Annotated in this window: 23 protein-coding genes, 1 riboswitch and 1 other annotated feature; of the genes, 7 read left to right on the forward strand and 16 right to left on the reverse strand. The window is 44.4% G+C overall.

The window, feature by feature from the left end; translation table 11 throughout:
- Positions 1 to 9: 9 nt before the first annotated feature.
- The 3 genes from NSQ49_RS11500 to NSQ49_RS11510 form a co-directional block, all read right to left on the reverse strand.
- The gene (locus tag NSQ49_RS11500) at positions 10 to 1,062 is read right to left on the reverse strand and encodes a FecCD family ABC transporter permease (protein WP_159870831.1); all 1,053 of its coding nucleotides are present in this window, start codon (positions 1,060 to 1,062) and stop codon (positions 10 to 12) included.
- Entirely contained in the window at positions 1,028 to 1,987 is a 960-nt protein-coding gene (locus tag NSQ49_RS11505; protein ID WP_251284300.1) for an ABC transporter substrate-binding protein, read from the reverse strand. Before NSQ49_RS11505 ends, NSQ49_RS11500 begins: the two co-directional genes overlap by 35 nt.
- 167 nt (positions 1,988 to 2,154) lie before the next feature.
- Positions 2,155 to 2,362: riboswitch (cobalamin riboswitch) on the reverse strand.
- A 79-nt stretch (positions 2,363 to 2,441) separates the two neighbouring features.
- A complete protein-coding gene (locus NSQ49_RS11510) occupies positions 2,442 to 3,218 on the reverse strand; it encodes a hypothetical protein (RefSeq protein WP_159870840.1) in 777 nt (258 codons plus the stop codon).
- 389 nt (positions 3,219 to 3,607) lie between these two features.
- Here NSQ49_RS11510 and NSQ49_RS11515 point away from each other — a divergent pair, with 389 nt between their 5' ends.
- Together NSQ49_RS11515 and argS are read left to right on the forward strand one after the other, a co-directional pair.
- The gene (locus tag NSQ49_RS11515) at positions 3,608 to 4,792 is read left to right on the forward strand and encodes an FtsW/RodA/SpoVE family cell cycle protein (protein ID WP_159870843.1); all 1,185 of its coding nucleotides are present in this window, start codon (positions 3,608 to 3,610) and stop codon (positions 4,790 to 4,792) included.
- 30 nt (positions 4,793 to 4,822) lie between these two features.
- Positions 4,823 to 5,078: a binding site (T-box leader), on the forward strand.
- A 45-nt stretch (positions 5,079 to 5,123) separates the two neighbouring features.
- The gene (gene argS, locus NSQ49_RS11520) at positions 5,124 to 6,809 is read left to right on the forward strand and encodes an arginine--tRNA ligase (protein ID WP_251284315.1); all 1,686 of its coding nucleotides are present in this window, start codon (positions 5,124 to 5,126) and stop codon (positions 6,807 to 6,809) included.
- 12 nt (positions 6,810 to 6,821) lie between these two features.
- On the opposite strand, the gene NSQ49_RS11525 is transcribed toward argS, so the two are convergent.
- Positions 6,822 to 7,697, reverse strand: a complete 876-nt coding sequence (locus NSQ49_RS11525) for a sulfite exporter TauE/SafE family protein (protein WP_251284299.1) — start codon at positions 7,695 to 7,697, stop codon at positions 6,822 to 6,824.
- 172 nt (positions 7,698 to 7,869) lie between these two features.
- Between NSQ49_RS11525 and NSQ49_RS11530 the strand changes: the two genes are divergently transcribed.
- The 4 genes from NSQ49_RS11530 to NSQ49_RS11545 all read left to right on the forward strand — a co-directional run bounded on the left by NSQ49_RS11530 (position 7,870) and on the right by NSQ49_RS11545 (position 11,478).
- Complete coding sequence (locus NSQ49_RS11530) at positions 7,870 to 8,307, forward strand: Dps family protein (RefSeq protein WP_251284298.1); 438 nt, start codon at positions 7,870 to 7,872, stop codon at positions 8,305 to 8,307.
- Between the two features lie 137 nt (positions 8,308 to 8,444).
- Positions 8,445 to 9,338 (forward strand): EamA family transporter, encoded by an 894-nt coding sequence (locus NSQ49_RS11535; protein ID WP_159870855.1) that lies wholly within the window; start codon positions 8,445 to 8,447, stop codon positions 9,336 to 9,338.
- Positions 9,339 to 10,227: 889 nt separating this feature from the next.
- The gene (locus tag NSQ49_RS11540; RefSeq protein WP_159871710.1) at positions 10,228 to 10,647 is read left to right on the forward strand and encodes a DUF4395 domain-containing protein; all 420 of its coding nucleotides are present in this window, start codon (positions 10,228 to 10,230) and stop codon (positions 10,645 to 10,647) included.
- A gap of 105 nt (positions 10,648 to 10,752) precedes the next feature.
- Positions 10,753 to 11,478, forward strand: a complete 726-nt coding sequence (locus NSQ49_RS11545; RefSeq protein WP_251284297.1) for a YqcI/YcgG family protein — start codon at positions 10,753 to 10,755, stop codon at positions 11,476 to 11,478.
- A gap of 46 nt (positions 11,479 to 11,524) precedes the next feature.
- Here NSQ49_RS11545 and NSQ49_RS11550 read toward each other — a convergent pair whose 3' ends face one another.
- The 12 genes from NSQ49_RS11550 to NSQ49_RS11605 all read right to left on the reverse strand — a co-directional run bounded on the left by NSQ49_RS11550 (position 11,525) and on the right by NSQ49_RS11605 (position 23,850).
- Complete coding sequence (locus tag NSQ49_RS11550; protein ID WP_251284296.1) at positions 11,525 to 12,310, reverse strand: serine hydrolase; 786 nt, start codon at positions 12,308 to 12,310, stop codon at positions 11,525 to 11,527.
- 1 nt (position 12,311) lies between these two features.
- Positions 12,312 to 13,322 carry an ABC transporter ATP-binding protein gene (locus NSQ49_RS11555; RefSeq protein ID WP_251284295.1) on the reverse strand — a complete coding sequence of 337 codons (1,011 nt, stop codon included), beginning with the start codon at positions 13,320 to 13,322 and terminating at the stop codon, positions 12,312 to 12,314.
- A 2-nt stretch (positions 13,323 to 13,324) separates the two neighbouring features.
- Positions 13,325 to 14,254 carry a C40 family peptidase gene (locus NSQ49_RS11560; protein WP_159871723.1) on the reverse strand — a complete coding sequence of 310 codons (930 nt, stop codon included), beginning with the start codon at positions 14,252 to 14,254 and terminating at the stop codon, positions 13,325 to 13,327.
- Positions 14,255 to 14,279: 25 nt separating this feature from the next.
- Entirely contained in the window at positions 14,280 to 15,386 is a 1,107-nt protein-coding gene (locus NSQ49_RS11565; protein ID WP_251284294.1) for a dipeptide epimerase, read from the reverse strand.
- Between the two features lie 13 nt (positions 15,387 to 15,399).
- Positions 15,400 to 16,320, reverse strand: a complete 921-nt coding sequence (locus NSQ49_RS11570; protein ID WP_251284293.1) for a S66 peptidase family protein — start codon at positions 16,318 to 16,320, stop codon at positions 15,400 to 15,402.
- A gap of 220 nt (positions 16,321 to 16,540) precedes the next feature.
- A complete protein-coding gene (locus tag NSQ49_RS11575) occupies positions 16,541 to 18,169 on the reverse strand; it encodes a peptide ABC transporter substrate-binding protein (RefSeq protein ID WP_159871732.1) in 1,629 nt (542 codons plus the stop codon).
- A 109-nt stretch (positions 18,170 to 18,278) separates the two neighbouring features.
- Positions 18,279 to 19,277 carry an ABC transporter ATP-binding protein gene (locus tag NSQ49_RS11580; protein WP_251284292.1) on the reverse strand — a complete coding sequence of 333 codons (999 nt, stop codon included), beginning with the start codon at positions 19,275 to 19,277 and terminating at the stop codon, positions 18,279 to 18,281.
- Positions 19,278 to 19,281: 4 nt separating this feature from the next.
- Positions 19,282 to 20,238 (reverse strand): ABC transporter permease, encoded by a 957-nt coding sequence (locus NSQ49_RS11585; RefSeq protein WP_159871738.1) that lies wholly within the window; start codon positions 20,236 to 20,238, stop codon positions 19,282 to 19,284.
- Positions 20,238 to 21,170, reverse strand: coding sequence for an ABC transporter permease (locus tag NSQ49_RS11590; protein ID WP_159871741.1), 933 nt, complete (start codon positions 21,168 to 21,170; stop codon positions 20,238 to 20,240). The genes NSQ49_RS11585 and NSQ49_RS11590 overlap by 1 nt, the downstream gene beginning before the upstream one ends.
- 13 nt (positions 21,171 to 21,183) lie before the next feature.
- Positions 21,184 to 22,008: a M55 family metallopeptidase gene (locus NSQ49_RS11595; protein WP_251284291.1), complete on the reverse strand. Its 825-nt coding sequence runs from the start codon at positions 22,006 to 22,008 to the stop codon at positions 21,184 to 21,186.
- Positions 22,009 to 22,173: 165 nt separating this feature from the next.
- Positions 22,174 to 22,491, reverse strand: a complete 318-nt coding sequence (locus NSQ49_RS11600) for a DUF3870 domain-containing protein (RefSeq protein ID WP_159871747.1) — start codon at positions 22,489 to 22,491, stop codon at positions 22,174 to 22,176.
- 156 nt (positions 22,492 to 22,647) lie between these two features.
- Positions 22,648 to 23,850 (reverse strand): alanyl-tRNA editing protein, encoded by a 1,203-nt coding sequence (locus tag NSQ49_RS11605; protein WP_251284290.1) that lies wholly within the window; start codon positions 23,848 to 23,850, stop codon positions 22,648 to 22,650.
- Positions 23,851 to 24,030: 180 nt separating this feature from the next.
- Between NSQ49_RS11605 and NSQ49_RS11610 the strand changes: the two genes are divergently transcribed.
- Positions 24,031 to 24,792: a general stress protein gene (locus NSQ49_RS11610; RefSeq protein ID WP_159871753.1), complete on the forward strand. Its 762-nt coding sequence runs from the start codon at positions 24,031 to 24,033 to the stop codon at positions 24,790 to 24,792.
- Positions 24,793 to 24,876: the final 84 nt, after the last annotated feature.

Below are 24,876 nucleotides of genomic sequence, written 5' to 3' on the forward strand. Positions count from 1 at the left end.
TTTATGTGCTTAAATTTTATTCTTTCTTTTCATTAAAATAACCCCAAAAGCAGGCGCACCGATTAAGGCTGTAATCACACCGATTGGAAGCTCGGAAGGAGCAATGATTGTCCGCGAAACCAGATCGGCTATAATAAGGAATCCTGATCCCATCAGAATGGATAGCGGCAATAGATGCCTATGATCCGGACCCCACAGCATCCGGGTCAGATGAGGGATCACCAGTCCGACAAACCCTATCGTTCCAGACACCGCAACAGCCGCACCCGTTAAGATGGAGCCTGCTATCAGGACCATCATCTTTCTCTTTTGAACGTCCACCCCTATATGCCGGGCCTTTTCCTCTCCGAAGCTCATCGCATTCAGCTCTTTGCTGTTAACCAGCAATAGAACCGCGCCTATCACAAAAAACGGAAGGATAATGTTAATATACGCCCAGCCCCTCATGGATACACTGCCAAGAAGCCAGCCAATAATCTGTCTAAGCTCCTCACCTGTCAGTGCAATCATTAGAGAGATAAGGGCGCCTAGAAAAGAACTGAAGATGATGCCTGTTAAAATAATCGTTTCCACTTTCATGGATCTTTCAATACTTCTCGCAAAAAGCAAAACAGCAAAGATCGTTAAAAAGGAGAAAAATATGCTGAATAACGGCAGTGTAAAGATTCCTGCCAGCGGAATAGATAGACCAAAGAACAAGGTTAAAACTGCACCGAGCGAAGCCCCGGAAGATACCCCAATTGTATAGGGATCTGCCAGGGGATTCCTTAATAAACCTTGAAAGGCGGCTCCCGCAATTGCAAGAGACGCCCCAACCAAGCCTGCCAGCAGTACACGCGGAAGTCTTATGTTCATAATAATATTTGCATGCATGATATCTGTTTTTCCCAATGAGACAAAGGGAAAAATCTCAGCGCTTATTACTTTGATGATGGTCAGGGGATGAATGGACACTGTTCCGATTGAAATTCCCATCAGCATGGCACAAAGCAGGAAAGCTGCTGCTGTTGTATAAGCCAGTAATTTATTATTTAAATACGTCCGGATAGATTGCTTTTGCAAGTTCCTCGACTCCTTCAATTATACGAGGGCCAGAGCGGGTCACCATATCGGAATCAACAGCGGCAACCTGCTTGTTCTTCACTGCGGTAATATCCTGCCAGCCATCCCGACTTAAGACATTGCCGACAGAGTCTTCAGTGTAAAAGCCATGTGTGGTGACGATTACATCCGGATTCCGCTCGATAATTGCTTCCGAATCCATCTTCGGCCATCCTTCTTCCGATATGATATTTTCTGCGTTGATTGCACTTAGCATTTCATCCATAAAGGTGTTCTTGCCGGCTGCATAGATTTCAGGAGCAGGTGAAACTTCAACCATTACCGATTTGCGGTCTTCTTCTTTTATCGCTTGTGCTTTTGTTTTGATTTCCTCAAGCTTGCTCTTCATGTCGGAAACAAGCTGTTCGGCTTTTTCTTTCGCTCCCGCTGCAGTCCCAATCATTTCAATGGATTCATATACCTCATCAAAGTTCTTCGCGTCATTGACAATAAGGACAGGCACACCCGCATCCTTTAATTGCTGAAGACCGGCTTCCGAACTTTGTGCGGTTGAAGCATGGGCAAGGACAAGGTCAGGATTCAAAGAGATCACTTTCTCTACATTAAATTCCAGACCTCCAACCTTTTCCTTTTTCTCAGCTTCTGGCGGGTAGTTATCAAAATCAGAGACCCCCACCACTTCTTCTCTAAATCCTAATTCGAATGCTATTTCGGTATTGCTTGGAATAACAGAAACAATTCTTTCAGGCTTAGTTTCAATAACCACTTCATGATCAAGCGCGTCATTTATTGTTACAGGAAAAGCACCTTTCTGCCCTTCCTCAACCTTTTTCTCTTCTTTAGGCTGTTCGGCACTCTCGCCGCAGCCTGCAAGCACTCCTGCCGCGAGCAGCATCGTTACTAAAAATGCATAAAACTTCTTCATACTCAGCAATCCTCCTAGAACTATCGACAAAATTCGGGTGGTGCCTGTCACCACCGGTAAAAATAAAAAAACATCCCCTCGAACGGCAAGGAGATGTTGGCATGGTCATTTACAAGAAATGCAGAATAGATGGCCGGACCAAACACCTCCCTATCCTCGTAGGTTAATGGGTGCTTAAGAATCAGGCAGGTCTCCTGGCTCATGGTCATTGCATTTTCTGCTCCTTCCCATACATTCATGTACAGTGGATTTTGCAGACTGCTTCCATTTACAGTGGCGGGACCGCGCTGGAATTTCACCAGCTTCCCTATTAAGTCTTCAAAAGAGCCTGCTTTAAAGCCCTTTTGAGAAGACACCTGTTCTATTGCGATATAAAATTTTCTATTTCCGATTATACACCATCCCGCAGGAAAAGTAACAGAAAATTGCTGAAGCTTGTAAAAAAGTTCAGAGTCTAACGCGAGTAGATTTTCCATTCCCTCGTTTTCTTATCGAATACAATCTTTGCTTCACATGGTTCTTTCACTAAGGCTACATACTCATCATACATATCATCCATATTGGCAAAATCACCAATTATCCAAATCGGAATTTCAATCCGGACCCGATTCTGTTCAATATCCTTAATGGAAAGGACAGCTCCTTCTTTCATAAGGGGCTTTAATGAAAGCAGCACGTCTCTCGTGATAGGAGGATACGTCTTTTTCTTTTTAATGCCAAGGAGTGTTTTTTCTACCTTCATCTGTCCCATTTTACCGGGAACCACTTCTCCAAGCATACGGTAAAAATCGTTCAAATCGCGATAATATGTGCGGTTAAACCAGCCATCCTCATGGGCAAGGTACACATACCGGTTACTCAGATAATTGTAAAAAGGCGGCTTAAGATGCTCTTTGATATGACTGAGATAAAGAAGCTCCGCAATGGCCTGGCCGGGAAGCTCATTCACTGCTTCCTCTTCCTCGAAGTCGATCCAGCAAAAATCGCCATAGCCGTATACATCATCCTCTACCAGCCTGCCCAGCTTGTCCCTTGACACATAATCGAACATCGTATGGCTATTAAAGTCCCCATCTTCATAACGGTGCTTTAACAGCAGCAAATTATTAATAGAATCTGCAAGTGACTGGGCAAACTCTGCAAACTCAATTCCATAGGTCATCACATACTGATCCTTTTCATTAAGGTGGATGTAGATGAGATCACGAATAGTTTGATTCCTTCTTTTCAATGACGAAACCTCCGAGCCGTTACGCAAAGTAGTATTTTCATAGCCTTAATTGAATTAATCGGGCCTTACGGGCAGATTGACCCCGCATATCCTCCTTGATTCTTCACAATCTTGAAGCAGGGATCTTATTGCCCGTTAGACTGCGATAAAAAGACAGCTTCCTTATTGAAACTGTCTGCCAAACTTCCAGTATTTTATTCTCTTATTGTAGCAAAAATATCTGAAAATATCTTTGCAATGCGAAAAAATTTTTACCGTTATTTTGAAAATGCAGGAAACCATCCCATTGATTTTTTCGTCTAACCAATGAAATCACTTTCTCCATTGTAAGGTTAATTTTTCTCTGATAGGATAAAAATGTAAATGATAAAGGAACCAGGTGTGTAAAAATGAAACAGAATAATAGATTCTCAGACCGATTCGATTGGACATTATGTTTTCTTCTGCTGCTATTTTTTCTTATCAGCTGCATTGCGATTTACAGCGGACAATCCTCCAATCAATATGAAGGGAATTTTGTCATCTCTCAAATTAAAAATTACATTGTTGGAGCGGTCATTGTAGGGATTGTCATGTATTTTGACGGCGAACAGATCCGGAGACTCACATGGCTGCTGTACGGTTTCGGCATCCTATTGCTTGTCGGGCTATTCATTGCACCGGAAAGCATCGCACCTGTGCGCAAAGGTGCCAAGCTGTGGTATATCATCCCTGGCCTCGGTTCGGTGCAGCCTTCAGAGTTTGTTAAGGTATTCCTTATCATTGCCCTCAGCAAAGTTATTGCTGACCACCATCTGAAGTATCAGGCGAAGACCGCAGGCACGGACTTTTTTCTCCTCATCAAACTGGGGGCGGCCACATTGCCTCCATTAGGATTGATTATTATCGAAGACCTGGGCACTGCTCTTGTCCTTATCGCGATATTAGCAGGGATCATCCTGGTATCCGGCATCACCTGGAAAATCCTTGTGCCTATTTATGGAATCCTCGGAGCTCTTGCAGGAACAGTTCTATATCTGGTAATCATAGCACCGGAGATTTTAGAGAAGTACCTCGGGATCGACCCCTATCAGTTCAGCAGGATTTATTCCTGGCTTGACCCGGTCAATCACAAGCAGGGGGCCGGAATGCAGCTGTATAATTCCATGCTCGCCATCGGCTCGGGATTAATTTCAGGTAAAGGCTTTACCGATAGACAGGTATATGTGCCAGATGCCCACACTGATTTTATTTTTAGCGTCATTGGCGAGGAGTACGGCTTCTTCGGCGCCAGTGTGGTAATCAGCCTTTTCTTTCTGCTTATCTATCACTTAACGAAAACCGGCCTTGAAACGACTGACCCTTTTAATACCTATATTTGCGTCGGGGTAATCAGTATGATCACCTTCCACGTATTTCAAAATATCGGAATGACCATTCAGGTCCTGCCAATCACCGGCATTCCGCTGCCTTTTATCAGCTACGGCGGAAGCTCGCTTATGGGAAATATGATGGCGATGGGACTGATATTCAGCATTCGCTACCATCACAGAAACTATATGTTTTCAACTGACTCAAATTATGTTGCAAAATAATACCAGGCGCGTATAATAACAGTAATATATTTAGTGTCTATGATGAAGAGAGTAGCAATGGGCTCTTTCCTAATAGCGAGACAGGGGCGGTGCAAGCCTGTCGGAAACCCTTTTTGTGAAGCGCACTTCGGAGATGCATAGCTGAAAGAAAAGTAGGCTGTGCCGGGTTAGGAGTCCCGTTATAAAACCCCTAAAGGAATGCTTTCAAAACTAATGAAGCGTCCTTTCGCAAGAGGTCCTTTGGACAATCAGAGTGGTACCGCGGGAATTTCAGCTCGTCTCTATTTTATATAGAGGCGGGCTTTTTTATTTTTTAGGAGGTGTTTAAATGATCGACTTCAAAGCTATATTCACCGATCAGCTGGCTTCAGTGCTGAATGGGGAGATTACTGAGAAAGCCATTTCAGATTTAATTGAAACGCCAAAGAACCCGGCATTTGGCGATCTTGCTTTTCCCTGTTTTACACTGGCAAAAGCATTCAGGAAATCACCAGCAATTATCGCTGAGGAGACAGCGTGCAAGATTCAGGGACCATTTATTGAAAAAGCGGTAGCTGACGGCCCCTACATTAATATCTTTTTCTCAAAAGGAGCTGCTGGTGCTGACATACTGGATGAAATCCTGAAAGAAGGAGAAAAATTCGGAATGCTGAAGGATGGCGCAGGCAAAACAGCCGTGCTTGATTTCTCTTCACCCAACATCGCAAAGCCCTTTTCCATGGGTCATCTGCGGTCAACTGTCATTGGAAATGCCCTCGGGAACCTGGCTGAAAAATGCGGTTATACGTCGGTCAGAATCAACCACTTAGGCGACTGGGGCACACAATTCGGCAAGCTGATCACCGCTTATAAAAAGTGGGGCAATCTGGATAAAGTGAAGGAGCATCCGATTAAGGAGCTGCTCAGCCTTTATATACGGTTTCATGAAGAAGCAGAGAATGATCCAGCCCTTGAAGATGAAGCACGTTCCTGGTTCAAAGAGCTTGAAAACGGAAATACAGAAGCACAGGCACTCTGGAATTGGTTCAGAGATGAATCATTGAAAGAATTTCAGCGTATTTATGATATGCTTGGCATTCATTTCGACTCATACAATGGCGAAGCTTTTTATAATGATAAAATGGAGCCCGTTATCGAGGAACTGGTTGCTAAGGAGCTGCTGACTGAATCTGATGGTGCAGAGGTCGTTCAGCTGCCTGATGAAGACCTTCCTCCATGCCTGATTAAAAAATCCGACGGAGCGACCCTGTATGCAACGCGGGATCTTGCTGCAGCATATTACAGAAGGGAAACCTATCAATTTGATCACTCCCTATATATTGTCGGCCAGGAACAAAGCATCCATTTCAGGCAGGTTAAAAGCGTGATCAAAAAAATGGGCTACGAGTGGGCAGATAAAATGATACATGTCCCTTTTGGGCTTTATTTGAAAGATGGCAAAAAGATGTCTACCCGTAAAGGCAGAGTCATCCTTCTGGAGGAAGTCCTGGATGAAGCTGTTCTTCTCGCAAAAAACAACATCGAGTCTAAAAATCCCGGGCTGGAAAATAAAAATGAAGTCGCTGAAGCAGTCGGGATCGGAGCCATTTTGTTCCATGACCTGAAGAATGACCGCATGAACAATATTGAATTTTCACTTGAAGACATGCTGACTTTTGAAGGAGAAACCGGTCCCTATCTGCAATACACCAATGCCCGGGCCTGTTCACTTCTCCGCAAGGCTGGCGATCTCCCTTCTGCCGCTAGCGGGCTAACCGATTCTTACAGCTGGGAAATTATTAAACTGCTCTATCACTATCCCGAGAAAATCAGACAGTCGTATAATCAGCTTTCCCCTTCCGTTCTCGCTAAATATCTGATTGATGTGGCCCAGGCCTTCAATAAATATTATGGGCATGTACGGATACTGGAGAAGGATGCAGACATCCAGGCTAGGCTTGCCCTTGTCACAGCAGTCACCATTATTCTTACAGATGGCATGCAGACACTCGGCATGAAGGTGCCCCGGGAAATGTAAAAGGAGAAGCCGTTATGGCCTCTTCTTTTTTGCCTTGAGGCGGGCATTTGCTTTCTGCACTCTCACAAGGCTCCGCACTAAAAATCCTCCGACAAAAATGACCATCAGCACTAAGCCGGTATAATTCAAATGGATTACTTTCAGAATCACACTTGCGACTGTCGCCATGTATAAAGCTCCAAGCATATAGGTGATCTCTTCATTATCAAAATACGAGGTAAGCCTCGCTCCAAATTGTGATCCTATGAGGCCGCCTCCTACGAGTGAAAGGCCAATCCAATAATCGATACTGACAGTGGAAGAGTAGGATAGATAGCCTGCGGATACGATTAACATGATAGCAAACAAGCTGGTCCCTACTGCATTTTTCGGCTTCATCCCTAAATAGGCGACCGATAAAGGCACCATAATAAAACCGCCGCCCACCCCTAATGTCGTAGAAACAAATCCTGCAAAAAATCCAATCAGCACCATCTTCAGAATGGAAGGAGAATATGACTGAGCGGAACCATCTGGTTTTTTCCCCCTTCTTAACATCCCTAAAGCAAAATAAGACAGCAGGATGGTATAAAACAAAGGAACGGCCCATGTGTCCCATCCCCTATCTGCTAGAAACATCACAAAAGGATGCGCGGCCTGAGTAGCTGCCATGCCGCTTAGTCCAAGAATCAGCCCTTGTTTAAGCCATATATTCCTCATCCTGATATGGGCGATGATGCCTGAAAGAGAGGTACCAATTGAAAAAAGCAAACTTGTGGTGATTGCTTCTACCGGAGAAAAACCAAACAGCATGAGTGTCGGAGTAAGGATGAATCCCCCGCCCACCCCAAAAAAACCAGAGAGCACACTAATAAGAACCCCGAGCGTAATAAATAAAAGATATTCCATTAAAAATCCCCACTCACCTGTATGTCTTGCCAGATATTCAATACTATATCACTTTACCATAAACGCACATGGTTATACCGACGAATACTTATTTATAATAATTATAAATAAGTATTGATTATAATTTAAAATTTGTTATAATTAACATATAAATTACTTAGGGGGAATTACGATGGAAAAATTACATGCAGCATTAAATGTTCAAGTAGCAAACTGGAGTGTCCTTTATACTAAATTGCATCGCTACCATTGGTTTGTAAATGGCCCGCTTTTCTTTACTCTTCATGAAAAGTTCGAGGAATTATACAATGAAGCAGCGGAAGTAGTGGATGAGGCAGCTGAACGCCTGCTTGCCATCGGCGGCTCACCGGCAGCAACATTTAAAGAGTACTTGAGCATTACCACTCTTGAAGAATCCAATGGGGAGAAGAAAGCAGAAGATATGGTTGCCGCTCTTGCTTCCGATTATAAACATATTAAAGAAGAGTTAATTTCTTTAGCCGATCTTGCCGAGGAACATGGAGATCAAGTGACAGGCGATTTTGCCATCGGCCTATTGGAAAAATTAGATACGCATATTTGGATGCTGAATGCCTACTTAGGAGAATAATTGAGTTTGATAAAAGAGTCAGTGAGAATAATCACTGGCTCTTATTTTTGTGCTGAAAAAATTTTTGCCCTTTGTGCTCTCTGAGGTGTTATGATTGACCTGATTGCTTCATTTATTTTTAGAAAGGAGTCTCCATAATGGCAAACTTAAAATATTCCTTATTTATTTTTCTGGGCGCATGCAGTTATGGCATTCTGGCCTCCATTGTCAAACTCGGTCTTCAGGCCGGCCACTCTGTTCCTGAATTAACCGGAAGCCAATATTTAATTGGGCTCCTTTTGTTATTGCTTTCTTTCCCATTTATCAAAAGAACGAAGATCACTTTTAAACAAGCGGCAGCTTTGTTATTGACCGGTGCCTCCCTAAGCTTAACAGGCATTCTGTATGGCATGAGTCTTGACAGGAACCCGGCATCCATCGCTGTTGTTCTTTTATTTCAGTTCACCTGGATTGGAATTCTTTTTGAAGCACTATATGAAAGAAAGATGCCCGGCAAAGCCAAAATCATTTCTTCAATCATGCTTATTATTGGAACCGTATTTGCAAGCAACCTGATTAATTCCGGATCCTATACTATTCAAGCAGATGGCCTGATTTATGGTTTATTATCTGCGGTCACATTTGCAGTGTTCATTTTTGCAAGCGGCAAGGCCGGCAAAGGAATCCCAACCATTCAGAGAAGCATCTTCATCACATTTGGCGGACTTCTACTAGTTGCTGCTGTTTCAGGCCCAGTCATTATAAGCGGCGGCATCCAGCTTGGAGGCCTATGGAAATTCGGGCTGCTGATGGCATTGTTTGGCGCCATCTTCCCAATTGTATTCTTTGCAATTGGTTCACCCCACTTAGATTCAGGGCTTGCCACGATTGTAGGCTCTGCTGAACTTCCGGCCGCTGTTGCAGCCGCCATGCTGATTCTTGGCGAGAGAATATCAGAAGCACAGACTTTTGGGATTGTGCTGATCCTGATCGGAATCAGCATACCGCAGTTTTCATTTAAAAAGTCAGCGAAGAATCGTTATAGTACGTAGGATTTTTATGGCTGGATTCGCTGGGGTTTGGCAACTTGCTTGCGTAAAGAGAGGCTTTGGAGCTTATTCCAAGGCCTTTTTACTTTACAGCTGGTGGTTTGCGGGTGTTTATGGATGGTGCAGCTGGGTTCTGACACCAACTGGCTCTTTTCCCTTTTTATGTCGGAAGGTGGCCTGGGTTCTGACTCTGACTGGCTCTTTTCTCCTTTTTGTGTCCAAGTTGGGGCAGCTTCTGACTCTGACTGGCTCTTTTCTCCTTTTTGTGTCGGAAGGTGGAGCAGCTTCTGACACTGGCTGACTCCTTTCTCCTTTTTGTGTCAGAAGTTGGCCTGGGTTCGGACTCTGACTGGCTCTTCTCTCCTTTTTGTGTCGGAAGGTGGAGCAGGTTCTGACTCTGGCTGACTCCTTTCTCCTTTTTGTGTCAGAAGTTGGCCTGGGTTCGGACTCTGACTGGCTCTTTTCTCCTTTTTGTGTCCGAAGTTGGGGCAGCTTCTGACTCTAACTGGCTCTTTTCTCCTTTTTGTGTCCGAAGTTGGCCTGGGTTTTGACTCTAACTGGCTCTTTTCCCTTTTTATGTCGGAAGGTGGCCTGGGTTCGGACTCTGACTGGCTCTTTTCTCCTTTTTGTTTCCGAAGTTGGCCTGGGTTCGGACTCTAACTGGCTCTTTTCTCCTTGTGTCTGTAGGTGGAGCAGGTTCCATCTCGAACACTCCTCTTTCTGCATTCTGTGTCCTAAGGTGAAGCAGGCTCCTAATCCAACGCTCCCCTCTGCCAAAAGTGGAACCATTCCCATTCACCACTAGTCTTTTCCAAGCTTTTTCTGTTCCCAAAATCCAAAAACTTCAGTAAACTATAATTACCAATAAAACCAATGAGAAAGGTCGGAAAAAATGGCAGACACACCAGTTTCGATTCCCCGTCCGCTCGTCAGAACCAATCAATGGTCAATCGTTTTAAGTGTTTTAGCTTCGTGGTTTACCGGAGAAGCCTGGATTCTCGCTATTCCCTTGCTTGCAGGTATAATGGGCCTATTGTTCGGCTTCAATCCGATAATGCGTGCAGCAAGGTATTTTCTTAGAAAAAGTCCTTCGGAGTACATACCCGAGGACTGGGAGCAGCAGCAGTTTAACCAGGTGATTGCCGTTGCCTGCCTGGCGCTTGGGCTGATCAGCTTTCTCTTGGACTGGACAGCTGCAGGGTATGTTTTTACAGCTATGGTTGGTCTAGCAGCATTTATTGCTATTCTGGGCTTTTGCATCGGCTGTTTTATCCGCTTTCAGCTTAATCAGTATAGATACCGAAAATCGTAAGGCAGCCATTTCGGCTGTCTTTTTCATTCCCTATTCACTCAGCTTGTTTCAAAGGACTTTTTAAGGGGTACATATTTCATAAGTCCATTAACCTGAGGTGAAAAAATGAAAACTGCCAGTAAGTTTCTATTAACAAAAGAAGATATGACGAACCCCGATATTGTGCCTGAGTGGGTTATTCAAGAATATAAGACGTTTCATGATACGGTTACAGATACAACCTTCCCATGCTATTTTGGATTGACTGCCGAAATGCGCGGTGAGTTGAGATATGCCTATATTACACAGGAGGACTGGTCTAATCTGCCGGAAGCTCTTGAATCTTTCATTGAGCTTTTTGATGCACCAAAGCTTATTCGTCATGGGCTGTTTGTTTTTGTGGAGCCGGAAAAAGATGAAAAGCCGCTTGAGCATTACAGAGAGAATTTCTGGAATATCCTTCAGTATTTGCATAAGGTTGATACAAAGCCTTGGCCGAAGGATTACCCGACCGATCCGGACCATCATTTATGGGCGTTTTCTTTTGCGGAGGAGCCCTTCTTTGTGTTTGGCAATGCGCCTGCCTACAAGCAGCGTAAAACGAGGGATCTGGGCAATAGTCTTGTGCTCGGATTTCAGCCTCGCCGCATTTTTGAAGGACTTGAGGGTACCTCTAAAGGCGGCGTCATGTCCAGGGAAAAAGTAAGAGAACGCGTTGAAAAATGGGATGGCCTTCCTACCCATCCAAATATCAGCCACTATGGCGATCCTGAACACCGCGAGTGGAAACAATACTTCATCGGTGATGACATTAAGCCAATTGAAGGGAAATGCCCTTTTCACCATAAATAAATCGCTGGTTTGCACAAATAAAGAACCGTTCCCAGTGAGCGGTTCCTTATTTATGTGTAATATATTGACTAATACGGTTTCCGATTGCGGACAGTACTTTTTTGCCCGCTGACTGATTTTCGAGCCTGTCCACAAGTACTGCAGCATAGACTGTTTTGCCTTTATGGGTAAATATGGCGCAATCATGCTCTATTCCGGGCAGTTCGCCTGTTTTGCTGGCAACTTTGATTTTTTCCGTTTCTATCGTATTGGCCAGTTTATTTTTAAACTGCTGGTTTTCCAATATATACAGTGCTTTTTCAGTATACTTCCCTGATAGAAGCTTTTGCTCTGCCAAAGCCTTTATGCCATATGCCATATCCCTTGCAGTCGTGGTGTTATCCGTTCCTTTTTTCAGTGCTGCAAAATCCATCATCTTTCTGTTTAATGATGTGTTATTAAATCCTAAAGATTTGATTAACTGATTGGTTTTCTCCATACCCAGCAGCTCAATGATAAGATTAGTCGCGGTATTATCAGACACGATAATCATAAGTGTCAATAAGTCTGTCACCTTGATCTTCAAATCCCGCGCCATTGCCTGCAATACACCTGATCCGCCGACCCGGGCAGAAGCAGTAACCTCCACTTCATCCTCAAGCTGCAGCAGCCCTTTCTCTGCCTGTAAAAGTCCCGCGAGTAAAATCGGCACCTTTATTAAGCTTGCTGAAGAGAATACAGCATCAGCATCTTTTTCAATGAAGCCATCCTCTGTATGAATATATAAGGCAACGCGGCCTTCACAGCTGCTGGCCAATTTAAGAGTTCCCGCTTTGAGAGTATGAAAGTCCATTTTATTTCGCTGCCGCCACTTGAGGCCGGTTATGGTCGCCCGTTACTTTTTCATTATATAAATGGCAGGCCACAAAGTGATCCTTCTCAATCTCCTGCCACTCAGGCTTCATGGAAGCACATGCCTCCATCGCATAAGGGCAGCGTGTGCGGAATACGCAGCCGCTAGGCGGATTCATCGGACTTGGGAGTTCCCCTTCCAAAATGATTCTTTCCCGGTGATCCTCGACATCAGGGTCAGGAATGGGAATAGCAGACAGCAGGGCCTGTGTATAAGGGTGAAGCGGATTTTTATATAAGTTTTCGCTTGTGGTCAGTTCCACTAAATTCCCCAAATACATAACCCCAATTCTGTCGCTGATATGCTTAACCATCGAGAGATCATGGGCGATAAATAAGTAGGTCAGGCCTTTTTTCTTTTGGAGGCCCTTAAGCAGGTTCACCACCTGGGCTTGTACCGATACATCCAGCGCTGAGATTGGCTCGTCTGCAATAATGAATTCCGGATCAAGTGCTAAAGCGCGGGCAATTCCTATCCTTTGCCTCTGTCCGCCGCTGAATTCATGCGGATAGCGGTTGGCATGATCGCGGTTAAGGCCTACATCTTCCAGGAGCTGATAGACCCGCTCCAGCCGCTCTTTCTTATTTGGATATAATCCATGGACCTCCATGGGCTCAGAAATTATTTCCTGGACGGTAGAACGCGGATTTAATGATGCATAGGGATCCTGAAAGATCATCTGCATTTTTTTGTGAAAAGCAAACCTCTCTTTTTCTGTCATGGTATGAACATTTTTTCCGTCATAAAGGACTTCGCCTTCTGTACGGTTATATAAGCCAATAATCGTACGTCCTGCTGTTGATTTTCCGCAGCCGGATTCACCTACAATCCCGAATGTTTCTCCTTTTTTAATATGAAAGGAGACATCATCAACTGCCTTCAGAGTTTGTCCTTTCCCCATTGAAAAATGCTTTTTTAGATTGTTGACCTGCAGAAGTGCTTCATTTGCCATGTTTATTCCCCCGTCTCTTGCCAGTAGCGTCTAGCTGCACATAGTTCCTTTTCATAAATAGTATCCTTTAAGTCTATTATCTCGATATTTTTACCGGTATTAGGAGAATGAAGCAGCTTTCCATCACCATAATAGATGCCTACATGATGGAGTTTGCCCTTCCCTTCTTCATAAGCAAAAAACAATAAGTCCCCGGGTTCAATGGAATCAAGTTCGACCGGTTTTCCCGCTTCCGCCTGATCATGGGCATCACGGGGAATGATCACTCCATTTGCTTTGCACATTGAATAGCTGAACCCTGAACAGTCATATCCAAAGCTGCTCATGCCGCCCCATAAATAAGGCAGACCCAAGAATTGTTCCCCCGCAGTGATGATATCTTGACCGCTGCCTATGGGTATAGCCTCGATTGATTCAAAGACCTTCACGTCAGCAGATTTTAAATAACCTTCTCCTTCAGGAGTCTGCACCTGGATCCATTCGTTATCTTCTTTTAAAACCGGAAGGATAGTTTGATAGCTTAGAACTAGTTTTGGCTCTCTCTCAATAGAATAGAGTGCTGCTTTTTTATTTTGGATGACAGCGGCGTTTCCACTTTTAAACTTCCAGTCTTCATTCTGAGCCAGCTGGACTTTCGGGATCCAGCCGGGGTATCCTCTTTCATCCTTTGATGAAGGCTGGCTAGGGACAGCAACATGTACCCACCCTTCCTTCTCCTCCAGCACAATTACTTCTTCTCCGTATAAAACTTGTGACTGTACCAGATTCCCGTTGCAAAGCTCCAGGCGGGGTTCATAGGTGAGTTTTTCAAGCCACGAATCCAGGTTAACTGGATTCGTGATGGCCTCAAGGTCTATTTCTCTCGGAGAATCGCTTGCTGTCCACAGGGTTGCAGCAGGAACAGAGACAAGCCACTTTTTCTGATTTCCCAAAACGAATTCCTCCTCTTTATAATTGTCAGGATGTCAATTCCTGCTGGTTCACTGCTAAGGATACATTTCTGATGCCAAGACCCGGTTCAGATGGCAGGGTAATTTTGCGGCCTGAATAACGGATTCCGCCTTCTACAATTTCTTTTGCCATCATCAATGGGGCGTCAAAATCAAAGCGGGTTATATTCTTTTTGCTGGCGGCAAAGTGGGCTGCAGCCGTAATACCAATTTTGGTTTCAATCATGCTGCCAACCATGCATTCCATCCCGCAAACTTCAGCGAGCTGATTAATAATCTGCGCCTGATAAATGCCCCCTGATTTCATCAGCTTGATATTAATCAAATCAGCACTTCGGGTTTTAATGACTTCAAATGCCTGCTTCGGGGAAAAGACACTTTCATCTGCCATAATCGGTGTATCAACTGCATCTGTAACCTGCTTAAGCCCCTCTATATCCCATGCCTTTACCGGCTGTTCCACAAGCTCAATATTCAAGTCCAGTGCTTCCATTTTCCGGATGGCGTAAATAGCATCCTTTGGCTTCCATCCCTGATTGGCATCCAGGCGGATTTTTATCTTTGATCCTACCCGGGTGCGGATTTCCCGTATTCTCTCTATATCTGTTAAAATATCATCCTTGCCGACCTTTACCTTAAGGACATCGAAGCCTTGCTGCACATAGGAAACCGCATCTTCACCCATTTCCTCAGGACCATTGACGCTTACCGTATAATCGGTCTCTACCTCATTTTTATGGCCGCCCAGGAATTGGTAGAGGGGCAGTTTGCATTGCTGTGCAAGACAATCGTACAATGCCATATCCACTGCTGCCTTTGCACTTGAATTTCCTATTAAAGCGGATTGAATCCCCTGGAAAATTTCCTCATAGTTTAGAAGACTCTTATTGACCAGCATAGGCTTTAATACATGACGAATGGCTGACTCTATGCTTGATAGGCTGTCTCCAGTGATCACCACAGTGGGAGGTGCTTCTCCCCACCCCGCTATTCCGTTATCGCATGTTACTTTCACAACAATCGTTTCAGCTGTCTCAACTGTTCTTAAAGCCGTTTTAAATGGTTTTTTCAGTGGTACCGCAGCTCTGAATGTTTCAATTGTGTTTATTTTCATCTATACCACCCTTTTACTTAACTCCGCTTTCGATTGTCAGCTTTTTACCGGCTGCATCCAATTCTGCCCTTACGCCTAATGGCACAGAAATATGCGGAGAGCAATGGCCGATATGAAAGCCTTTTACAGCAGACTTTTTCACCCTTTTGATATACGTATCCAGCACTTCATCCAATTCCAGGGAAAGTTCTCTTTCCGGAACGCAATTATTAAAGTCCCCTATGATAAAGCCGGCCGCATCCGCGAGCTTTCCGGCCATATGCAGCTGGTTTAGCATGCGGTCGACTGCACGGGGCTCTTCGTTGATGTCTTCAATAAGCACAAGTTTATCTTTCGTATCAATTTCAAATGGTGTTCCGATTGTACTGGCCAAAAGTGACAGGTTTCCGCCCGTTAAGATCCCCGTGGCCCTCCCGTCCACCATTGTCTCCAGTTCTGATATTCCTGCAGGATAGTCAAGGGTTACCGGCTCAAATAGCTGCCTGAAATATTGCCGGGATAGCGGATCCGCACCTTCTTTGCCAATATCAGAGGCGAGCATTGGCCCATGGAAGGTAACCAATCCTGTCTGCTGGCGAATGGCGGTGTGCAGGAATGTTATATCACTGTATCCCCAGAAAATTTTCGGGTTTTCTTTAATCAGATTGTAGTCAATCTGAGACGCAATTCTTCCGGTTCCATAACCGCCGCCAGCACAAATGATGGCTCTGACTTCTTTATCCGCAAACATGCTATGTAAATCCGCCAGACGGTCTTCATCCTTCCCGGCCAGGTAACCATATTGATCTTTTACATGCTCGCCCATCTTTACCTTTACACCAAGTTCATCCAAAAAAGACAGTGATCGTTTCAGGTTCTCCTGATTGGGTGGGCTTGCCGGTGCTATAATTCCAATTGCATCACCTTTTTTCAGGCGCTGAGGTTTGATTGCCATGCTGTCACATCCTTTAAGTTTTATTAGCATTATATGCTCCTGCAGCAAAAGCATTGTTTGGGAAATGAAATAATTGTCGAGGATATAAGCTAAGATTCGGGAAAATGTATTATTTTTCGGGAAATAATCTCGAAACGCGCAAGCAGACTTTTACTTTAAAAAAGGGATGTTCACACGAACATCCCTTTTCCTGTCACTTTCACATCAAGCCGAAGAAGTATTACTTCTTATCTGCCCATTTAAGCTCCATGTATCCAACCGGATGGCGGACAATTCCTGAAACAGCATCATTATAGAGATAAACCTGGTTGTAGAAATGGATAGGGATAATCGGCATTTCTTCAAATAAGATTTTTTCTGCTTCATACATCAGTTCGAAACGCTTTGCTTCGTCTGCCTCATTTTTCGCATCTTTGATCAGCTGATCGAACTTTTCATTGCTCCAGCCAGTGCGGTTCATGGAATGACCTGTCTGGAAGTTTTCAAGGAAGTTGATAGGGTCTGCATAGTCAGCAAGGAATGAACTGCGTGATAATTGGAATTTAAGCGCTTTTTGTTCTTCAGAGAATACATTCCACTCCATGTTGGCAAGCTTTACTTCCACACCAAGATTTTCTTTGAACATTTGCTGAAGTGCTTCAGCAATTTTTTTGTGTGTATCATCCGTGCTATAAGTTAAGGTAACTTCCGGAAGCTTATCATATCCTTCTTCCTTCATACCTTTTTCAAGCAATGCCTTCGCTTCTTCCACATTTGTTTTTACAAGATCTCCTGAAGCTTCACGGAAATCTTTTCCTGAAGGGTCAGCAAAACCATAAGAAACAAATCCGTATGCCGGCTTTTCACCATTCTTTGTAACGAAATCAACAATTTGCTGCTGATCCACTGCCATCGCAAATGCTTTACGAATGTTTTGATTCTGGAAAGGCTCCATGTTTACATTAAATCGATAGAAATAATCTCCAGCCTGGTCTTCAACTTTTGCTTCTCCCAGCAGCTGCTCACTCAGCTCAGAAGGCACATCGGATACATCCAGTTCTCCAGACTGGTACATTTGATATTCTGTATTTGTATCATCAATGATGGCCCAATGAATTTTTTCCAGTTTTACAGTCTCAGCATCCCAGTACTGATCATTTTTCTCCATAACAAAGTGGCTGTCATGTTCCCATTCTGTCAGGTTGAAAGGACCGTTGCCCACAAAAGATTCCGCTTCAGCAAACCACTTCGGATTTTCTGTTGCAACTTTTTCGTTAATTGGGAAGAACGCAGGGTTGGTAATTACACTTAAGAAGTAAGCCTGCGCACTAACAAGAGTAACTTCAAAGGTTTTGTCATCAACAGCTTTTACTTTTACATCATCAGCTGATCCTTCCCCATTATTATAAGCTTCTCCGCCTTCAATGAAATAGCCGAGAAAAGCGGCTGAAGATCCTGTATCTGGATTTAAAAGGCGTTTCCATGCAAATTCAAAGTCACCTGCAGTTACAGGGTCGCCATTAGACCATTTTGCGTCTTCACGGATATGAAAGGTATAAGTCTTTCCGTCTTCTGAAACATCCCATTTTTCAGCAATTGCGGCTTCTGGTTCATGATCTTTTCCAAGACGGGTCAAGCCTTCCATCAAGTTGTTCAGTGCAGTCCATGAAACAGAGTCAAAGCCGATTGGAGGGTCAAACGAAGTCGGCTCCTGGCCATTGTTCAAATAAAGGACTTTTTCAGCACTTTCTTCTTCTTTCTTGCCATCATTCTTGCTGTCTGTTTCTTTGCCGGCATTTTCATTTGCCGTACAGGCTGCCATGACAAATAGCAATACACCTGCAAGCAGCAGCGATAAAAACTTTCTCATTCTTTTTCCCCCTCTTAAGATATATTTCTTTATCTACCAGATGCCTGTCTGACAGCTGATAGAGTCATAACTTTCACTGTACCGGGTCCGGCACTGCGAAAGGAAAAACCTATTTTACACTCGCAAGCATTTTCTGTGCCCGTTCATCCTGGAGCCAGCAATCAACATGATGATCACGGCTTAGATGTGTTTTGTAGGGATAAACACGGTCACATACCTCCATTGCGTATCCGCAGCGGGCAGCAAATGGGCACCCAGCCGGGGGAGCGAACAGATCCGGCGGCGATCCGCCGATGGGAATAAGATCGGATCCATCCAGGTCAAGGCGGGGAACGGATTTCAGCAGACCCTTTGTATAGGGATGCTGAGGATTATAGAAAATTTCCCTTCGTTCTCCGGCCTCCACGATTTTCCCTGCATACATGACAGCAATGCGGTCGGCTACTTGAGCGACAACCCCCAGGTCATGGGTGATGATAATGATGGATACTCCGGTTTTCTTCTGGATATCTTTAAACAAATCTAATATTTGCGCTTGAATCGTCACATCTAGTGCAGTGGTGGGCTCATCGGCAATCAGCACTTCCGGCTCACAGACAAGTGCCATGGCAATTACAATTCGCTGCCTCATCCCTCCACTGAATTGGTGCGGATAATGCTTCAATCTTTCGGATGGATTTGGAATTCCAACTAAATTCAGCATCTCTAGGGCCTTTTTGCGGGCATCCTGCCTTGATATGGTTTCATGCTGCATAATTCCTTCTATAATTTGCTCCCCGATGGTAATCGTAGGGTTTAAAGCTGTCATGGGATCCTGAAAGATCATCGAAATGTCAGCACCGCGGATATCCCGCATTTCTGATTCTTTTAGCTTTGTCAGGTCCTTCCCTTTAAAGAGGACAGCGCCATCTGCTATTCTCCCGGGAGGTGATGGAATCAGCCGCATGATGCTCTGGGAGGTCACACTTTTCCCGCAGCCTGATTCACCCACAATAGCAAGGGTTTCTCCCTTGTAGAGATCAAATGATACACCCCTTACAGCCTGGACTTCCCCGCCATAAGTGGTAAATGTGACTTGCAGGTCTTTTACTTCAAGTACTTTCTCCATGCTGCTACCTCCTTAACTTCGGATCGAGGGCATCCTGCAATCCGTCTCCAAGCACATTAAATGAAAACATGGTCAAGGAGATGAAAAAGGCAGGGAAGAACAGGCGCCACCAGTGACCTGACAGAATGGTAGACAGCCCATCACTTGCCATGGAGCCCCAGCTGGCAAAAGGCGGCTGAATGCCTAATCCCAGAAAACTCAGGAACGCCTCTGCAAAGATGGCCGATGGCACTGTTAAAGTCATCTGTACAATGATAGGTCCCATTGTGTTCGGCAGCAGGTTTTTCTTTATAATCCTCGATGTTTTTGTTCCGAACGTCTTTGATGCCAATACAAATTCATAGTTTTTGATCTGCAGAACCTGTCCGCGGACAATCCGGGCCATCCCAATCCAGCCTGTTACGGAAAGGGCGAATATAATGGTGAACAAACCCGGCCCCATTACGACGCTGATTAAAATAACAACCAGCAAATATGGAAGTCCATAAAGTATCTCAACTACCCTCATCATGGCATTATCTGTTCTGCCGCCTTTATAGCCGGCAATACCGCCGTAAATGACCCCGATTGCAAAATCAATCATGGCTGCCACGATTCCAACGAATAAGGAGATCCTGGCTCCATACCATGTTCTTGCAAAAACATCCCGGCCTAACTCATCTGTTCCGAACCAGTATTTTGAAGATGGCGGAAGATTCTGATTGGTCAATGACTGCTGGGATACACTATGCGGAGAAATCATCGGGCCAAATATAGCCATAAAGGCTAAAGCAATAAGAAAGAATAGTCCTGCCATCGCCAGCTTGTTTTTCAAAAGCCGGCGCCACGCATCCTGCCAATAAGAGAGGCTTGGCCTTACAACTGCTTCCGCTTCATTCTCGTCTTTGGCCTTTGGCACAAACCAATCATCCGGAATATCGGGTGCAAGGTTGCGGTTATCATGCTGTTTGCGCAGTTCCATTAGCTCGCCTCCTTTTTATGAAGCTTAATTCTTGGGTCCAGAACCCCGTAGGCAATGTCCACCAAAAACAGCATGATAATCAGTATCGAGCTGTAAAAAACGGTGGTTCCCATTATGACGGGATAATCACGTGTATTGATGCTTTCAACGAAATACTTTCCCATTCCGGGAATAGCAAATATTTTTTCAATAACAAAAGTGCCTGTCAAAATGCTCGCTGCCAGCGATCCCATTACAGTTACGACAGGCAGAAGAGCATTTCTGAGTGCGTGTTTAAAAACAATTTTCACCGGTGACAGACCTTTAGCTTTGGCTGTTTTGATGTAATCCTGTGTCAGGACTTCCAGCATGCTTGATCTTGTCAGCCGGGCGATGATCGCCATTGGACCGGTCGCAAGCGCAAGAGTCGGCAGAATCATATGCTTCGGGCTAGACCAGGTAGCCACAGGAAGGATTGCCAGGTTGACAGCAAGCTGCTGAATCAATAGTGTGGCAAGGACAAAGTTTGGAACGGATATTCCCAGAACTGCAATGGTCATCGCTAAATAATCAATAAAGCCATTGTGCCGGAGAGCTGCTATGATTCCGAGGGCAATTCCTGAGAAAACCGCCACGGTCAATGTAACGATTCCCAGTTCAAACGACACCGGAAAGCCCCTTCCGAGCATTTCATTAACCGTCTGGGAGGATTTTTTAATAGATGGCCCGAAGTCAAACGTCACAACCGATTTCAAGTACATCCCATATTGGACATACAAAGGTTCATCCAAATGATAGAATTTCTCCAGGTTCCGCTGGACCGCTTCACTGGTGTTTCTTTCTTCATTAAAAGGCGATCCGGGTACGGAATGCATTAAGAAAAAAGTCAGAGTGATAATGAACCAAAGTGTGACGACCATTGCGATGAGGCGTTTTATTATGTATCCAGTCATTCATTAACACTTCCTAACAGAATGTAGTTCTCATAGCCAGCTCAGTCATCACGAGCATAGCCTGGTATGCTTCAAGAATATCTTTAGCCTGATAGCGGACGATGGTTGTATTTACTTCTATCTCTGCACCAGGCATTAAAGCAGCCCACTCAGCCTGGCCATAATTGGCAAATTCAATTTTCAACACAGGGTTTTCCGGGGGCACGAGCGGTTTGACAAGCTCCCTTTTGCTAAGCGCTTCTGCCGCCTTTTCTCTTAAAAGCTGGCCGGCCTTCGCCGGAGTAAGCGATTTCACCGCTGAACGGGATATCGTCTCTTTGACAACGGCTGTTGTCACATTCGGGATTAATTTCTCTGCTTCCAATGCCGCCTGGTCATCTCCGGCCACCATTAGGACAGGAACGCCATGATAGCCAGCCACATAGGCATTGAAGCCCATTTCTCCGATAGCATGATCATTAATATACATATGCCTTACACCAAAAATCATAGAGTGGGACATTACACCTCTCATGGAAGCACGTGCATGATATCCAACAAACATGGCTCCGCTAAAGCTTGAATCCAGGCCCTGAACCATTGAATATGGCTTAACATCACCAGTAATCAGCTGAGTCTCAGGGTGCATTCTTTCGATCAGCAGATTGTTCATTTTTGAGTGGCTGTCATTGACAATCACCTCACTGCAGCCTTCTTCAAAGGCAGCTGTCACCACATGGTTTGCTTCGTCCGTCATAATTATCCTGCTGCGTTCATAATTGTGCTTCGATGAGCCGACATGAGTATGATCCGCCAGACCCGTAATTCCCTCCATATCAACCGATAAATAAAGCTTCATTTCGAATCCCCCAAAAAATTATATTATTATAGTTTTCTATATTGTAAGTTATTTTCACATTTTCTGTAAATTGAATTTTCATAAAAGCTAAATACAAAAAAATCCAGCTATCGGAGATATTCTCTGATAGCTGGATTTCATCTGCGGAAAACAGAAAAAGCAGCTTTACTTATTCAAAATTTGTGTATATTTTATATGGGCATTTTTAAAGGCAACCATTAGGGCCTTTTGTGAGGAGCCGAAATAGCGGCCTTCAATTTCTTCCATTACCTTGTCTGCTTCGAGTATGGATTTGCCGACAAATAGAGATTTAATAAATAATGAAGTTAAGTTGATAGTAGATGAACATTCAGCATCTACAATTTCATCTGTTTCCCTGTCGATCACAAGACCGATAAAGAAGCCGTTGTATTTTTGCATAATCGGATTGTTCAATGATGTTTTGCTGTCTCCGATGATGTAGACGGTATTTTGTCTGTACATGAACTTGCCTCCTGCAGACCCGGATATTATATGAGGCGTTTATGAGGTTATCATAAACATTCATTATAATGCATGGCCCGTACCAAAATTGTAATACAACAGAGGCTTTATTACAATCACTTTTCAATACTTTTCTAAATATTTTATCAATTAAACCTATCCTTTATATCCCTTTTGGCCTGCAAGTCTCAATGCATACTGCAGCAGGTCCTCCCCGCTCATGAGCTTTTCTCCGCCACCCTGTGCAAATTGAGGATTCCCGCCGCCTTTGCCGTTAATTTTCTGCAAAAGTTCTGCTGAAAGGCTCTTCATATCAGATTCCGAATCTGCTCCCTTGGCACAGACAAATTGAAGTTTATCTGCAGTCTCATTAATTAGGATTACATCGGCATTTTCCGATTGTGAAGCGATTAAGCGCGCCAGTTTCTGCAGCTCCTGAATGGTACGCCCCTTAAAGACTTGGCTGACATACTCTCCTTCTTCTGCTGTGTACAATTCTTTTGCCTCAAAAGCCAAAAGGGTCTCCTTTGCTTCTTCCAGCTGCTTCTCCAGGTCCTTCCCATTTTCAATCAAACGGCTCGCCGCCGAAGGCAGCTCCTTCTCTGGTGCATTTAGGAGCTGGCTAAGATTTCGGGTGATTTCATATTTGGTCTGAAGCTGCGCTAGTATCCTGCTGCCGCAGACAAACTGTACGCGAATTTTCTTTTTTTGGCGCTCCCAGTCCAATATTTTCACACCGGATACCTGGCCGGTTGAAGTCGGATGTGTTCCGCCGCATCCGTTATAATCAAACTCCGGAATGATCACAAGCCGAATATCTTCACTGACAGACAGCTTCTTGCGGAGAGGAAATTTGGAGGCTTCCTCTGCACTCACCCACTTCGATTCAATTGGACGGTTCTCAAGAATGATGGCATTAGCCAGCCTTTCCGCTTCCTCTGCATGCTCAGCGGGCAGTTCACTGATCTCCAAATCAATGGTTAATGTTTCTCTGCCTAAATGAAAGCTGACTGTTTTATATCCGTAAAGCTCTTCAAATGCAGCTGATAAAATATGCTGGCCGGCATGCTGCTGCATATGATCAAACCGCCGTTTCCAATCGATTTCTCCTGACACTTCTGTTGTGGAGGTGTCCAATTCTCCTTCTAAATAATGCCGGATTTCCCCTTCCACTTCTTCGACATCTACCACTTTTATGTTATTGAGTGCCCCCTCATCATGAGGCTGTCCTCCGCCAGTCGGATAAAAGGCCGTTTCTTTCAGGACGGCATATACTCTTTCCTTTTCGTCTGCTGCCTGATATACAAGTTCTGTTTCAAATGTTTTGATATATGGGTCTTCATAATAAAGTTTTTTCAAAGAGAATCCGCCTTCCTTATGTCTTGTCTAGTTTTAAACTACCGATTATCCAGTTAGAGGTCAAGCCGCTTAGCAGTCAAGGGAGATTTACTAGTAATTTTATCCACGCGGTTTATGTCCGTGAGGAAAAAGGTATGTACACGAATAGATAAACAAAAATTGTTAAGGAGGATGATGAACATGGCAACAAACAAGCATATAGTAGGTGCATATGATACAGAACACGAAGCTATTCAAGCGGTTGAAAAATTAAGAGCGGAAGGATACCGGCCTGAAGATATTTCTGTAATCAGCAAAAATAAAGACGATGTGGAGGCCGTTACAGAAGAAACAGGCACAAAAACAGAAGAAGGATTAGCTGCCGGAGCGGCAACTGGCGGTGTTTTGGGAGGATTAACAGGTCTTCTGGCCGGTGTTGGCGCATTGGCGATCCCCGGAATCGGGCCAATTGTGGCAGCTGGACCAATTGCTGCGACATTAACAGGAGCTGCTGTTGGTGCAGGCGCAGGCGGCATTGCCGGAGCTCTTATTGGAATGGGCATTCCAGAAGAGGAAGCACATCGCTATGAAGCAGATGTCAAATCAGGAAAAATCCTTGTGTTAGTCGATCCTGAAACGAAGTCTGCAGACTTTACTGACGGTTATACAAATGCGGACCGTTCCGTTTTGGATGGTGACCGCACCACTTATACAAATGCTGATCCTTTAAACCCTGGGGAAATTGACCGCGGAACGAATGCATTTAAGGATAACACCAGAAACAGCAGCGGTGTCTGGACAGATGAAAATCTGGATCTAAACCGTCCGCTGAGCGGAAATCCTGAAGAATTGGAAACAGATGACCGGACTGTTTCAGCCTATAACGATGATGTCGATACCCGCTATCGAGATGCATATGATTTTAACAATAGGGATAACCGCAATAACCCTTATAAAGGATAATGGAAAAAGAGCTGCTTCCCCATGTGGGAGCAGCTTTTTTTTGGTTATTATAAAAATCGGAAAAGTTCCATATTTTTCATCTTT

The sequence above is a fragment of the Cytobacillus sp. FSL R5-0377 genome, from assembly GCF_038004385.1.
Taxonomy (GTDB): Bacteria; Bacillota; Bacilli; order Bacillales; family Cytobacillaceae; genus Cytobacillus.

Bases quoted from the DNA above. Each gene is read 5' to 3' on its own strand.
- NSQ49_RS11505 (WP_251284300.1), bottom strand. From the start codon at position 1,987: ATGAAGAAGTTTTATGCATTTTTAGTAACGATGCTGCTCGCGGCAGGA.
- NSQ49_RS11515 (WP_159870843.1), top strand. From the start codon at position 3,608: ATGAAACAGAATAATAGATTCTCAGACCGATTCGATTGGACATTATGT.
- NSQ49_RS11525 (WP_251284299.1), bottom strand. From the start codon at position 7,697: ATGGAATATCTTTTATTTATTACGCTCGGGGTTCTTATTAGTGTGCTC.
- NSQ49_RS11530 (WP_251284298.1), top strand. From the start codon at position 7,870: ATGGAAAAATTACATGCAGCATTAAATGTTCAAGTAGCAAACTGGAGT.
- NSQ49_RS11535 (WP_159870855.1), top strand. From the start codon at position 8,445: ATGGCAAACTTAAAATATTCCTTATTTATTTTTCTGGGCGCATGCAGT.
- NSQ49_RS11540 (WP_159871710.1), top strand. From the start codon at position 10,228: ATGGCAGACACACCAGTTTCGATTCCCCGTCCGCTCGTCAGAACCAAT.
- NSQ49_RS11545 (WP_251284297.1), top strand. From the start codon at position 10,753: ATGAAAACTGCCAGTAAGTTTCTATTAACAAAAGAAGATATGACGAAC.
- NSQ49_RS11550 (WP_251284296.1), bottom strand. From the start codon at position 12,310: ATGGACTTTCATACTCTCAAAGCGGGAACTCTTAAATTGGCCAGCAGC.
- NSQ49_RS11555 (WP_251284295.1), bottom strand. From the start codon at position 13,322: ATGGCAAATGAAGCACTTCTGCAGGTCAACAATCTAAAAAAGCATTTT.
- NSQ49_RS11565 (WP_251284294.1), bottom strand. From the start codon at position 15,386: ATGAAAATAAACACAATTGAAACATTCAGAGCTGCGGTACCACTGAAA.
- NSQ49_RS11570 (WP_251284293.1), bottom strand. From the start codon at position 16,320: ATGGCAATCAAACCTCAGCGCCTGAAAAAAGGTGATGCAATTGGAATT.
- NSQ49_RS11575 (WP_159871732.1), bottom strand. From the start codon at position 18,169: ATGAGAAAGTTTTTATCGCTGCTGCTTGCAGGTGTATTGCTATTTGTC.
- NSQ49_RS11580 (WP_251284292.1), bottom strand. From the start codon at position 19,277: ATGGAGAAAGTACTTGAAGTAAAAGACCTGCAAGTCACATTTACCACT.
- NSQ49_RS11585 (WP_159871738.1), bottom strand. From the start codon at position 20,238: ATGGAACTGCGCAAACAGCATGATAACCGCAACCTTGCACCCGATATT.
- NSQ49_RS11590 (WP_159871741.1), bottom strand. From the start codon at position 21,170: ATGACTGGATACATAATAAAACGCCTCATCGCAATGGTCGTCACACTT.
- NSQ49_RS11595 (WP_251284291.1), bottom strand. From the start codon at position 22,008: ATGAAGCTTTATTTATCGGTTGATATGGAGGGAATTACGGGTCTGGCG.
- NSQ49_RS11600 (WP_159871747.1), bottom strand. From the start codon at position 22,491: ATGTACAGACAAAATACCGTCTACATCATCGGAGACAGCAAAACATCA.
- NSQ49_RS11610 (WP_159871753.1), top strand. From the start codon at position 24,031: ATGGCAACAAACAAGCATATAGTAGGTGCATATGATACAGAACACGAA.